9 protein-coding genes are annotated in these 13,121 nt (G+C 48.7%); all 9 read right to left on the bottom strand.

Annotated features, from left to right (window positions below; translation table 11 throughout):
* Positions 1-102: 102 nt before the first annotated feature.
* Positions 103-957 (bottom strand): urea ABC transporter ATP-binding protein UrtD, encoded by an 855-nt coding sequence (gene urtD, locus ACO0K3_RS14620; RefSeq protein WP_422985801.1) that lies wholly within the window; start codon positions 955-957, stop codon positions 103-105.
* Entirely contained in the window at positions 954-2,102 is a 1,149-nt protein-coding gene (gene urtC / locus ACO0K3_RS14615; protein WP_422985799.1) for an urea ABC transporter permease subunit UrtC, read from the bottom strand. The genes urtD and urtC overlap by 4 nt, the downstream gene beginning before the upstream one ends.
* Positions 2,099-3,703, bottom strand: a complete 1,605-nt coding sequence (gene urtB / locus ACO0K3_RS14610) for an urea ABC transporter permease subunit UrtB (RefSeq protein ID WP_422985797.1) — start codon at positions 3,701-3,703, stop codon at positions 2,099-2,101. The genes urtC and urtB overlap by 4 nt, the downstream gene beginning before the upstream one ends.
* A gap of 285 nt (positions 3,704-3,988) precedes the next feature.
* On the bottom strand, positions 3,989-5,242 hold the full coding sequence (urtA, locus tag ACO0K3_RS14605; RefSeq protein WP_422961688.1) for an urea ABC transporter substrate-binding protein: 1,254 nt from the start codon (positions 5,240-5,242) through the stop codon (positions 3,989-3,991).
* A gap of 506 nt (positions 5,243-5,748) precedes the next feature.
* Complete coding sequence (locus tag ACO0K3_RS14600; protein ID WP_422985795.1) at positions 5,749-7,434, bottom strand: alkaline phosphatase D family protein; 1,686 nt, start codon at positions 7,432-7,434, stop codon at positions 5,749-5,751.
* 558 nt (positions 7,435-7,992) lie between these two features.
* The gene (locus ACO0K3_RS14595) at positions 7,993-10,119 is read right to left on the bottom strand and encodes a S46 family peptidase (RefSeq protein WP_422985969.1); all 2,127 of its coding nucleotides are present in this window, start codon (positions 10,117-10,119) and stop codon (positions 7,993-7,995) included.
* A gap of 453 nt (positions 10,120-10,572) precedes the next feature.
* Positions 10,573-11,433: an HDOD domain-containing protein gene (locus ACO0K3_RS14590; RefSeq protein ID WP_422985792.1), complete on the bottom strand. Its 861-nt coding sequence runs from the start codon at positions 11,431-11,433 to the stop codon at positions 10,573-10,575.
* A gap of 145 nt (positions 11,434-11,578) precedes the next feature.
* Positions 11,579-12,352 carry a substrate-binding periplasmic protein gene (locus tag ACO0K3_RS14585; protein WP_422985790.1) on the bottom strand — a complete coding sequence of 258 codons (774 nt, stop codon included), beginning with the start codon at positions 12,350-12,352 and terminating at the stop codon, positions 11,579-11,581.
* A gap of 57 nt (positions 12,353-12,409) precedes the next feature.
* On the bottom strand, positions 12,410-13,096 hold the full coding sequence (locus tag ACO0K3_RS14580) for a flagellar basal body-associated FliL family protein (protein WP_422985788.1): 687 nt from the start codon (positions 13,094-13,096) through the stop codon (positions 12,410-12,412).
* Positions 13,097-13,121 lie beyond the last annotated feature (25 nt).

The raw sequence follows: 13,121 nt of genomic DNA, 5'->3' as shown, positions 1-13,121 counted from the left end.
CGGCTGCTGGAAGCTTTTCGTGCCAAGAGGCGCATGGATAGTGCGGATTCAATTTCGGGAATCAAAACAAAACCGCTGTCTTGACTGAGCGAGTAGCACATATCAACGCCCCAGATACACTTCGATCACCCGCTCATCCGACTGGACTTGCTGCATCGTCCCCTCTGCCAGTACCGAACCTTCATGCAATACCGTCACTTTGCCTTCGCGTGCGATCTCGGTGACAAACGCCATGTCGTGCTCCACCACCACAATCGAGTGTTTGCCGCGCAATTCATTCAACAACTCGGCAGTACGCACGGTCTCGGCATCGGACATGCCAGCCACAGGCTCATCCAGCAAAATCAACTGCGGCTCTTGCATCAGCAGCATGCCGATTTCCAGCCATTGTTTTTGGCCGTGCGAGAGCAAACCGGCGAGCCTGTGTTCGCTGCCGTTCAGACGTATCAGTCGCAGAATATCGTCAATCTTGCCCTTCTGTTCGCTACTGAGCTTGAAGAACAAAGTCGGTCTGACGCGTTTGTTCATCTTCATTGCCAATTCGAGATTTTCAAACACGCTGTGTTGTTCAAACACGGTAGGACGTTGAAACTTGCGACCAATTCCGGCATGTGCAATGTCGTACTCAGTCATCTTGCTGAGATCTATAGACTGACCAAAAAAAACACTGCCGGAGGTGGGTCGTGTCTTACCTGTAATGACGTCCATCATCGTAGTTTTGCCAGCGCCGTTCGGGCCGATGATGCAGCGCAGCTCGCCGACTGAAATATCCAGATTCAGATAGTTCAAGGCCTTAAATCCGTCGAAGGACACCACAATATCCTCAAGATACAAAATCGCGCCATGTATGGTATCGACGCCTTCTGGTTTGATCCGCGAAAACGAGGCTTGCGGCTCGTCGCGCTGCACCAGGTCAATCAGGATGTCGGCGGCTTTATCATGCACGATATTGCTCATGCCGCCTCCTTCTTGCCGGTTGATGTATCCGGGGTTGCCTGGGTAACCAGCCCATCGGAAGACGCCGATTGCCATTTGCGCTTGAATTGGTCGACCAGTCCCAGAATACCTTGCGGCATAAACAAGGTCACCAGGATGAATAACAAACCCAGCGCAAACAACCAAAGATCGGGAAAAGCCGCCGTGAACCAGCTCTTTAAACCATTCACAGAAAAGGCACCGATAATCGGACCTAGCAAAGAGCCTCGCCCGCCAACCGCGGCCCAGATCACCATCTCGATCGAATTACCCGGCGACATTTCGGATGGATTAATAATACCGACCTGCGGCACATACAAAGCACCGGCGATACCGCATAAAATCGCAGAGAGCGTCCATACAAATAGTTTGAACCATAAGGGGTTGTAACCGATAAACATCAGGCGTGATTCAGAATCCCGTACTGCTTGCAGCACTCGTCCTAATTTAGATTTTACGATCCAGCGACACAGGATTAAGGCCGCAAGTAAAAAACCCAGCGTCACCAGATACAACACGGCTTTCGTCGCGGGTGCAGTAATTGAATAACCGAGAATACGCTTGAAATCGGTAAACCCGTTGTTGCCGCCAAAGCCGGTGTTATTCCTGAAAAACATCAACATAAAGGCAAACGTCATCGCCTGTGTAATGATGGAAAAATATACCCCTTTAATGCGGGACCGGAACGCGAAATAACCAAACACAAATGCCAGCGTACCCGGCACCAGAACCACCAGTGCCATGCAATACCAGAAGTTATCGGTCATCGACCAATACCAGGGATAGGTTTTCCAGTCGAGAAAAACCATGAAGTCCGGCAGATTGCTTTGGTACACGCCATCCCGTCCGATTGCACGCATCAGATACATGCCGTGCGCATACGCGCCCAGTGCAAAGAACACACCATGCCCGAGTGACAGAATGCCGGTGTAACCCCATACGAGATCCAGCGCCAGCGCAGCCAAGGCATAGCACATAAATTTCGCGATCAGACCAACGGCATAACTAGAAATATGCAAGGCATGTCCAGCCGGAAAACTCAAATTCAAGATAGGCAACAAGGCCAGAATGGCGGCGCAAACGATGATGCCAGACCAGGCCGGACGCGAAAATAAGGATTCACTCATTCTGCACTCCTCCCCTTCATCGCGAACAGGCCCTGTGGCCGCTTCTGGATAAAGACGATGATGAAAACGAGTATCGTGATTTTTGCCATGACAGCACCGGCGACGGGTTCAAGAAATTTATTCACTTCTCCCAGACCGAGCGCAGCGATCACCGTACCGATCAGTTGCCCGACCCCGCCCAGCACCACTACCATAAACGAATCGACGATATAACTCTGCCCCAGATCAGGACCGACATTTCCCAATTGCGACAGGGCGACACCGCCCAAACCCGCGATACCGGAGCCCAGACCGAAAGTCATCATGTCGATCTTACCGGTAGAAACACCGACGCAATCGGCCATGCGACGATTTTGTGTGACCGCACGGACAAACAAGCCAAGCCGGGTTTTATTCAGTATCAGCCAGACTGCCAGCACCACGAACAAGGCAAAGAAAATAATCACAATCCGGTTATACGAGAGCACCAGTGAACCAAGCACGGTGACGCCACCCGACATCCAGCTAGGATTGGCGACCTCGACATTTTGCGCACCGAAGATCGTGCGTACCGCTTGCATCAGCATCAGGCTGATGCCCCAGGTTGCGAGCAGCGTTTCCAGCGGTCTGCCGTACAACCAACGGATGACGGTGCGTTCCAGCACGATCCCTACTGTGCCTGCAACGATGAAGGCAGCGGGCAGCGCGACAATCAGGTAGGCATCAATTGCGCCTGGCAAAAAATGCCGGAAAGCCATTTGACACACATAGGTCGTGTACGCACCGATCATCATCAGTTCGCCGTGCGCCATATTGATAATACCCATTAGGCCAAAGGTAATCGCCAGTCCCAGTGCAGTCAGTAATAGCACGCTGCCTAACGAGGCGCCATAAAACAAATTACCGGCAAACTCGGTTCTGACGATGCGGCTATTTAGCGCGTTCATGGTATTGGCGGCTTCAATACGAATACTTTCGTCAGGTTCCAAGGGTTTGCCATCAGGTCCCATATCCAGCATTTTTTGTAGCGCAGGCTTGATGTTGGCATTTGTGCTGTCTTTCAGCGCGATGACCGCAGCTTTGCGGACAAGCGGATCGGTAGACTGCAAATTAGCGGTTGCGGCAACGAGTTGTAGCAAGGATTTAATCTCAGGATCGTTTTCTTTTGTCAGTGCTTTTGTAATCAATGGCGCTTGTTCGGGACTGGCGCTTTTTTGTAGTTCCAGCACTGCAGCCAGGCGCAGTGCACGATCTGTCGAAAACAGCTTTAATCCAGACAGTGCGTCATCCACCACGGCACGCAGACGGTTGTTGACAGTGATGCCATCAATGCCCTCAGGTAAGGGCGTCGTTTTATCATTGGCGAGATTGGTGGCTTTATCATTGTCGACGATATACAACTGACCGTCTGGCGTTGCATAGAGAGCGTCATTTTTCAACGCTGTCAGCACTTTCAGGGCATCCTGATTTGCCAGTACCGCGATCTGATTGACGGCGGCAATACGGGCATCAGGATCATCGCCGGCTAAAGGCTTAAGTACAGCAGGATCAATCGCCGCGCTGGCGATTACGGCATGCAGGCAAAGCAATCCGGGCAAGACTATTTTTTTAAATAGCGACATAAACGCACTCTTCCGGGCTGAAAAATTCGTCAAAAAAATGAAGCGTCGTACTACAGTAGTGCAGATAGAACAGGTAAAAAACAACTCAATACCAGACCAGCATCAACACAATGCCGGGGTTGGCAATCACTCCTTCCCCGGCATTGGTGAATCACACGTTCAGAACTTATGTCTCGGTTTCAGCTCAATTCAACTCAATTCATGGCGTCGATCAACTCGGCTCCGGCAATAACAGAGTCAAGAGTTAATCTGTCGCGCATCGCACTGAGTACATAGTTCAGACGATTACATTTTTTGCTTAGTCTCGTTACCAGGGATGTAAGGACTCCATGGCTGAGCACGGATCGGGCCTTTGGTTTTCCATACAACGCTGAACTGACCGTCACCTTTGATCTCGCCGATCATGACTGGCTTGTGCAAATGGTGATTCGTTTTATCCATTGTGAGTTCAAAACCTGATGGCGCTTTGAAAGTCTGACCACCCATAGCAGCAATGACTTTATCCGTATCGGTGGATTTGGCTTTTTCTACTGCTTGCTTCCACATATGGATACCGACATAGGTTGCTTCCATCGGATCATTGGTGACGACGGTACTGGCGTTAGGCAGTTTTTTGGCAACGGCATAGTCTTTCCATTGCTTGATAAATGCCGTGTTCACAGGATTTTTCACTGACTGGAAATAATTCCATGCAGCGAGGTGACCAAGCAAAGGCTTGGTATCGACGCCGCGCAGCTCTTCCTCACCTACCGAGAATGCGACAACTGGCACGTCGGTCGCTTTCAGGCCGGCATTACCCAGTTCTTTATAAAACGGGACGTTGGAATCGCCATTGATCGTAGAGATCACCGCCGTCTTGCCACCAGCAGAAAACTTCTTAATATTTGCGACAATAGTCTGATAATCAGAATGACCGAACGGTGTATAGACTTCATCGATGTCAGTATCTTTCACACCCTTGCTATGCAAGAAAGCGCGCAGAATTTTGTTGGTCGTGCGTGGATAAACATAGTCCGTACCGAGCAGCACAAAACGCTTGGCGCCACCGCCCTCTTTCGACATCAGATATTCGGTCGCCGGGATCGCTTGCTGGTTCGGTGCTGCGCCTGTGTAGAACACATTTTTTTCCAGCTCTTCGCCCTCGTATTGAACCGGGTAGAACAAGAGACTGTTCAGCTCTTTAAATACCGGTAATACCGATTTACGTGATACCGACGTCCAGCAGCCAAACACGACAGCGACTTTATCTTGCGCAACCAACTGGCGCGCTTTTTCTGCAAACAAAGGCCAGTTCGAAGCAGGATCCACAATCACCGGCTCCAGCTTTTTACCCATCACACCGCCGTTCGCGTTGATCTCATCAATCGTCATCAAGGCAACGTCTTTCAGCGACGTTTCGGAAATCGCCATCGTGCCTGATAGCGAGTGAAGAATGCCGACTTTGATCGTGTCAGCGGCATACGCATGCGGCAACCAAGCAGCAGTAGCCAAAGTAAAGGCGCCAACTGCAGTCGATTTTAATAGGGTGCGACGAGACATTTGTTGCTCCTAAGCGTGAGTGTGAATGAGTTAGTTAAACAGCGTTAAACAGCGAATGTAAAAACGAACTAAATATCGAACAAAAAAGTAAACGACAAAACAAAAAAACAAATCACAAGGCGAATAAAAAAGCGGAGTGCGGAGTTCGCATGAATACCGTTAGCAGATTACGTGCCAGAGGCAGGAGGTCTGCGTCATGCGGTTTGCAGTGAGCGGACGGGACGATTACTGATGCATTCGCATCAATTTTGTGCAAGTGACAAAGAATTGTTGGTCGCCGCTTCAGTCTGGTGCGTTTCCAGGCAATAAAACGTGCGTAAGAAGATCTGTCGCCAAATAAAATTCGAGAACAAGTTCAGGTCTTGCCAGGAAGAATCAAGCTCAATTGCAGGCAAAATAACAGGCAATGCTGGGATACTAATCACTTATTGAGTTCTTCGTAAAAACAAAAAACCAGCAAGTCTGCTGGTTTTTTAAAGTGATAAAGAATGAGCGTGATGACCGGACTACACAGGCAGTAATTTACGATTCGCAGCACCCGGTAAGGTCTTTAAAGTTTTACCCGGGACGACAGTATAAGTTTTAGACTTGACCGTACTAACGTAACGCCATTCTGCCCTGGCCTCGGTCGGGGTCGCCGTCACGATCATGAAGCCACGGCTTTTCGTTTCGGCATAGACCAGAGGCCCGATGATCTGTTCCAGGCCGCCTGCGACTTTAGCCGGATCTTCCTTGGGGAAAATTTCTTCAAAACCTGGCGAGGTAACCGAGGTCACGCCGAACTCGACACCAACTGCGTTCCCACTCAGATCAGCAAGATCACTGGCCCAGGTGTTATGAGTATCGCCTGCCAGCGCGATCAGATTTTTATCCAATGCTTTGGCGGTCGCAAAGACCGTCTCACGTGCGGCGGCATAGCCATCCCATGCATCAAGATTGTAAGGAATCGATGGCTGTGCCAGGATTTGCTTTTCGGCAGCGGTTAATGTCGCTGGCGCGGTCTGCGCTTTCACCAGTAGCGCGGTGTAATCACTGAAATTGATTGCTTGCAGCACCAGTGGCGCGGGAATATTCATGCGTGCCATCAAGACTTGCTGTCCCAAAATTTGCCAGGTCGCCGTAGACTTGCCGAGTTGGGATTGCAGCCAGGATGTTTGCTCTGCGCCCATTAGCTGACGGGCCGGATTGCTGATATCGGTCGTAAATTTTACTGCATCAAATGCACCGCTGGCACTGATGTAATTGGTGTAGCTAAGTTGTTGTTCACGCCCGATCAGACGGGTATCCAGCATATGCAGGGAGACCAGATTACCAAAATCAAAAGAGCGATAGATACGATCATTTTTGGTCGTATCCGGCAAGCGGATAGGCATCCATTCGTTGTAGGCTTGCAAGGCAGCAGCACGACGGGCGCTGAAAGGTCCTTCTGTCGCTGGATCATGATTCTCTGCGCCGCCGGTCCAGGCGTCGTTGGCAAATTCATGATCGTCCCAGATGGCAATCAGCGGCAACGCTGCATGCATCGCCTGCAAATCTCCATCGGTGCGATATTGTGCGTAACGGCTGCGATAGTCGGTCAGTGTGATGATTTCATTTTTCGGATCAACCAGACGATTTAAGCTGGCAGCATCTTGCGAGGCATAGCCATCGCGCTGGTATTCATAGATGTAATCACCCAGATGAATCGCGGCATCAATATCGTTGAGTTTGGCGACTTCAGCATACACATTGAAATAGCCTGCCGGATAATTAGAGCATGTGAATACCGCAAGTTTTACCTGGGAGACGCTACCGGTCGGCAAGGTCTTGGTACGACCTGTCGCAGAACGTGCTGTGCCATACGTGAAGCGATAAAAATATACGGTGCTCGCGGACAGACCAGTGACATCGACCTTGACGGTGAAATCTCTGGCTGCAGTAGTCGTAAAGCTACCGGATTTAACGATACGGGTAAATTGGTCATCGCTCGCCATTTCCCATGTCACGTCGAGATCCTGACTTGCCGACGGAGTCAGGCGCGTCCAGATAATAACTTTATCGCTTTGCGGGTCGCCACTGGCAACACCATGCAAAAAATTGACTGTCAAATTATTGCCATTCCCGCCGCCACAGGCTGCGAGCGACAGTGCGCTGGAAACGGCAACCGTACCGAAGGTGAAGTCACGGATAAACTGGCGGCGAGAAGTTTTCATAGTCAGCAGACGGAAAGAAGTGAGAAGCCGCTGAGCATAGAAAGTTTTTATGACTGAGAGATGACTTTGGCGACAAGATCAGTGGAGGAATTACTCAGGATATTTTCATATCAACGACATAATCTTGTGTTGGAAATCTGACAGGAAAATTCTGAGAGGACATACCGATGTTGATTTTCTGCTGCGGTGATGTGATATGAAGTACGGTATCAACCGCGACATGAAAAAGCTGGCTTGATACGAATCTGAGACCACAACACGCATATTTCATGCGCCTCCCAGGCCACTATCGCCCGTAGACCCTCGTCCGGACTGCGTGACATAAGTTGGAAATTTCTAAAAATTTCTAGATAGAAAAATAATATCTACAGGAATTACGCAAAAACCAGGACCTCTCAACACCGAGACACGGAGAAAAGACCGGCGTAAGCGATTCGATAACATATCGATGAGAGATTTCTTTAGAAATTCAGTATGACAAATAAAAAACCAGAGACTGGCTCTGGTTTTTTTATTCCTCTGTACGTGAATATTTAATGTCAGTACTTATGCGGGCAATTAATGCGGGTACTTGATCGTCATTTCTTTCAAGAGGTTATCGGCATGGTCAATTTCTTTCATCACCCAGAGCATATAGCGGATATCGACATGAATAGCCCGGGTAATCGCACTGTCGAAATACCAGTCTTTGGTAATCGATTCGTAAGTGGAATCGAAATTTAAACCGATCAGCTCGCCTTGTTTATTCATGACCGCAGAGCCGGAATTACCACCCGTCGTATCAGCACTGGATAAAAAGTTGACTGGCACGGTACCAAGTACTTTATCGCGGAATACACCATAACGTTTTTCCCTGACCGCATCTTGCACCGCTTGTGGCACGGCGAATGGTTCTTTACCGGTATTTTTCTCAATCACACCTTCAACTGTCGTGAACGGACCTTTACTGATGCCGTCACGCGGCGAGTAAGGTGCTACGGTACCAAAAGTAACGCGCAGCGTTGAATTGGCATCGGGGTATACCGGCTTTCCCTGGGTCTTTTTAAAATTAATAAAAGCTTGCATGTAGCGTGGAATAATGCGCTCCAGATTGCCATCAATGTCTTTACGGCGTTTTTCCATTGCGTCACCGATCTGGTACACATTGACAGCCAGCTTTAAGAAAGCATCATCGGATTGCACGATACTGTCGGCATCTTTGTCTAACCATGCCAGGCGTTGCGTTGTGGTTGCAAGCCGGGTCTGCGCATAAATCCCGGCAATCGCGTCTGTGCTTGGCAACAAGGCGTCTAAGCCCGCAGGATGTACCTCTGCCGGCAATTGCTGATAACGCTGCATCGCCGCTTGCCAGCGCGCCTGATCAACGCTGCTGACAAAAGATTGTTCCAGCCGTGACAAGCGTGCTTTGAGAAACGGTACATCACGATCCTGATAACCGGATTCACGATCAGCATCCGGCTTTTTGCGCTCCAGTGCGAGACGATACAGGCTGCGGGCACTGCGGAATAAATCGCTATGCAGGGCGACATTCATAGCAAATTCCTGCTCACTCAGGCTGATATCGGAGGCGATTACGGCATCGAGTTCAGCCAGCAAATTTTTATCTGCGGCTTCGCTGTGGTCAGCAAACCAGCGACGGAACTCTGCATCCTGAACGTCTTTGATAGCAGCGATATCTTTGCGGCTAAATCCATCCAGCAAACCCTGCGTTTTTTTCATGCCGTTGTTGATGCTTTTTGCGACACTCGCATAGCGCACGACAGATTCAGGATTATCCTGAGTTGCTTTGGCGATGGTCGCCAGGTCGGCCTGTGATTCAGCGACACGGCGCGGATAACTGATGTCACGTGCCGAGCGAATTTCTGTTGGCAATTTATAGCGACTGGTACGGCCCGGATAACCTGCCAGCAGGATAGGATCGCCGTTTTTGATGCCCTCGGCAGACACCACAAGAAAATCTTTTGATTGATAAGGAACATTATCCGGGGATGGATCCGCTGGACGTCCGTCTTTACCGACATAGGCGCGCAAAAATGAGAAGTCGCCAGTGTGGCGCGGCCATTCGAAGTTATCAATGTCACCGCCAAAATTACCGATTTTATCGGACGGGGCATAGACCAAGCGGACATCACGGATCATTAATTGACGGATACGATAATATTCGAGGCCGCGATGAAAACTGGGCACAGAGCAGCGATAAGCTTTGTCTTGTTCACATTCTGCGATGAGGCTTTTGATACGATTTTGTATCATCTGATTGCGCTCACGACCAGACAGCCTGGCACTCAAACTACCAACGACTTTTTCGGTAACAGTCTCAACTTTATCGGTTACATAAATTCGTTCACTGGATCCGGCAGGTAATTCTTCAGCGCGTGTTTTTGCCAGAAAGCCATTCGCGATCAGATTACGGGTCGCACTGGAATTACGCTGGACTGCACCGTAAGCACAATGATGATTGGTGACCACCAGGCCGGCATTCGACACGAAAGAAGCGGAGCAACCTCCCAGCGAGACCATGGCACTCATCGGGTGTTTGCTGAGATCGGCTAGTTTTTCTGCTGGGATGGTAATACCGATACGCTTCAGTTCATTTTTTAATTGTGGTAATTGATGCGGTTGCCACTGTCCTTCATCGGCATAAGCGGATGGACTGAGGCTCGCAAGAAGGGTCAGTGTCCCCATTGCCAATACGGTGATTGGCAGCATTTTTGTATTTATTCTAGTTAACAAGGCAATTCTCTATCAAAATTTAGTGAAAATTAAATTAAAAAACAATCATGCCAACAGCCGCCCAAACTACACTAAGGCAGAGCGGCTGTTGGCAGAAATAGAATGGAATAACGAAATAATAAACGATATCAGCATCTCGCTCAGTATCATCGTCTACACGAATTTCAATACAAACTTAAACACAAACCCAGGCACGACGAGGCTAAGGCGAACAGCGGCATAAGCACACTGATTTAGTTCGATGTGGTGTAGACCAGAATTATGATAATTTGTTCTGTGGAAAGAAAAATATACCGCGCCCGACTCTCGGATTCGTCAAATGAGAAGCCAATCCACAAGGAATTGAGTGGGAAGTTCTTACAGAACCAGATTGTGAAAATTAAATCTGAATTAACAACCCGGCTATCAGGCTAAGGCACGCAATATCAGTCCTAATTCGACCTTTGTTTCGGCGATCAGAATCTGGCATTTTTCTACATCAAGCTGGAGATTTTTGAGTGGTACCGGCAAGGCTTGCCAGTTAATGTCATCGAGAGAATCTGTGACAAAATGTCCGTCCAGAAAATCCGCCGTTGCGACCACGTCAATCAAACCTGGTCGTGTCGTATGTGGCAACTGGCTGGCTCGGTGATCCATGACTGCCGCGCGGATATCCTCGTCGATATCCCAGTTCTCCAGGATCGCCACACCAATCTCCGCGTGCCATTGATCGATAACCTCCCATAAGGCGGCATTCGATACAAATAGCCCCTGATAATGGCGTGCCCTGTTGAGGATGTAAAACTTCCCCACATCATGCAACAAGCCCGCCAGCATCGCTTTGTCGGGGCTGGAATTAGGGAGGTGTCGGGAAATTACACACGACAAAGCCGCTACGCGTAAGCTTCTGGTCCATAAACCATCAAGCTGCTTCGATAGCTGCTCGTTAGCTTTATGTTCTGCGAGCTGTTTCATCCCGACAGAGATCGCAATATTCCGTATTACCGCAAACCCAAGTAGCAGGGTCGCTGCGCGTAAATCGACTATTTTTTTACCGGTATGGTTGTACATCGCAGAATTGCTCATGCGCAGAATTTGCGCTGATAACACGGGCTCTGCACTGATGATGCGAACAATCGTGTCGCTAGGCATATCCGGGTGGCTGAGTGCCCGGCGGATTTTCATCGTCGCGTTTAAAGAAGTGGGGAAAATCAATTCTTTTGACGACAATTCTGCAGTTAAACCTTCAATGAACTCAAACTCGCTTGTTTTTTCTATCGTAGTCATGAGAGGCATCTGAGATGTTGGATGTGGCAATTACACTAACATATTTCTTTTTCAATAAATGAGTAAATACACAATATTTCACAATCCATCTGTGTTCATTTTGTCTCGTTCATTACTTCATCCATTTAATTACCGACTGGCCATTCTAAGGTGCAGGAGTGCGCCATTTTTGCTCTATTTTTTGATAAGTGCCATTGCTGCGTATGATTGATAATCCCTTGTCAAGCAAGTTTGCGTAACGTTCAGCATCTGGCTGTTTTTTTGAAAAACTAACATAAAGCTTGTCCTCAACCGCGATCCCTAGCAGTTTGAATTTGTCTTTGAATTCGGTTGGATACGTGGCGATCAGATAATCGGCAATACGTGTGTAGACCAAGGAATAATCCGATCTCCCTCGTAATAATTTACGGAAGTTAGACAGATCGCTGGGAGCGATTTCTCGCACAATTTGTGGATTTTTTTCAACCTCATCCCCATAGGTATAACCATGGGTAAGGCCTACTTTATGACCTGACAGGCTGGCAGCATTCAGGCGGGATTCTGGTTGATCACTTTTGGCGTAAATACCGATCATCGCTTTAAAAATCGGCTCTTTGTGAAATAAAAAATCCGGCGTCAGCGTCACATCTTTGAGGCTGTCAAAACAGCCTAGCTGCTGTCCTGACTTCACCAGCATCAGACAACGTGCATAAGGCGCTGCAACAAAATTAACTTGCAAGCCGACTGACGCATAAGCGGATTCAATGACATCGACGGCAAAACCGCGCAACTGACCATTTTTTTGAGCCGAGTAAGGGTACCAGTCATCCTCCCCCATCAAGGTGATGGTCTCTGCACAGGCAATTCTGGTCGTTACAGCAAAGGCAAAAACAAGCGTCAATCCGACAGATATCAGCCGTAACAAAAGAGGCCTTGCCATCAGCAAGGTCGCCGCCGTGTGTGCAAACTCTGTCGCGCTTGTGCTGATTTCATTTTTTCAAGATTTATCTTGCAGTAATAATTCGGTCAATAGAACTGCCTGAATTTTATCTGTATGCATGGCCTGGTTGAGTTCTTTTTTTAAGTCCTGTTGCATCGTAGCAAAGCCTTCTGGAGTACGCAAATCGTCAGCATTCACTTTAGCCAGGGCAATTTGAAAAAATTCATTCAAGACTTTTTTGTTTTCAATGAGCCAGTCCTGATCGTCTGTATCCACCTGAATGGTTACCTGCACCCGTGTGACCTGTCCATCAATATTGACCACAGCTTGCGGCAAAGCCATATAACTCAGGTCTGCCGTATTCGCAGGGGGACGCTGCATGTGCAGATAAACCAGTACAGATGAAACGATAAAGAGTAATAAAATAATTGCTGCAGCATATTGCGAAAAATGGTCCTTCTTTTTGACAGGACTTTTTTTAACAGATGACCGTGCATAATTATTGGCAGAAACCGGACTCGCCCTCTCCTTGGGGGGAGCGACGGGCTGGGGCGGTGGCGGCGCAATGTAAGGAGGATCAGGCAATTGGTTCTCTGCTTGCGGGATGGTGACTGCGGCAAGGTCAAATCCCCACTCATCCAGACTATCGTCAGAGATGGTCGCTTTTTGCTTAGTCAGCTCTTCAACTCCTTCGAAATCGATCTTCGAGGTGAGTAAATTCTTTGGTCTGTCATTCGCTGGCATGAGTTTCACTACCCCTGAAAGAAAT

The organism is Undibacterium sp. Rencai35W, from assembly GCF_049340185.1.
In the GTDB taxonomy this organism is placed as follows: Bacteria; Pseudomonadota; Gammaproteobacteria; order Burkholderiales; family Burkholderiaceae_D; genus Undibacterium.
The sequence above is the reverse complement of the archived record's forward strand: the minus strand, read 5'-3'. Positions and strand labels throughout refer to the sequence as shown.

What these genes read in the sequence shown, in the direction of transcription:
- urtC (WP_422985799.1), bottom strand. Translation starts at nt 2,102, where the DNA reads ATGAGTGAATCCTTATTTTCGCGTCCGGCCTGGTCTGGCATCATCGTT.
- ACO0K3_RS14600 (WP_422985795.1), bottom strand. Translation starts at nt 7,434, where the DNA reads ATGAAAACTTCTCGCCGCCAGTTTATCCGTGACTTCACCTTCGGTACG.
- ACO0K3_RS14590 (WP_422985792.1), bottom strand. Translation starts at nt 11,433, where the DNA reads ATGACTACGATAGAAAAAACAAGCGAGTTTGAGTTCATTGAAGGTTTA.
- ACO0K3_RS14595 (WP_422985969.1), bottom strand. Translation starts at nt 10,119, where the DNA reads ATGGGGACACTGACCCTTCTTGCGAGCCTCAGTCCATCCGCTTATGCC.
- urtB (WP_422985797.1), bottom strand. Translation starts at nt 3,703, where the DNA reads ATGTCGCTATTTAAAAAAATAGTCTTGCCCGGATTGCTTTGCCTGCAT.
- ACO0K3_RS14580 (WP_422985788.1), bottom strand. Translation starts at nt 13,096, where the DNA reads ATGCCAGCGAATGACAGACCAAAGAATTTACTCACCTCGAAGATCGAT.
- urtA (WP_422961688.1), bottom strand. Translation starts at nt 5,242, where the DNA reads ATGTCTCGTCGCACCCTATTAAAATCGACTGCAGTTGGCGCCTTTACT.
- urtD (WP_422985801.1), bottom strand. Translation starts at nt 957, where the DNA reads ATGAGCAATATCGTGCATGATAAAGCCGCCGACATCCTGATTGACCTG.
- ACO0K3_RS14585 (WP_422985790.1), bottom strand. Translation starts at nt 12,352, where the DNA reads ATGGCAAGGCCTCTTTTGTTACGGCTGATATCTGTCGGATTGACGCTT.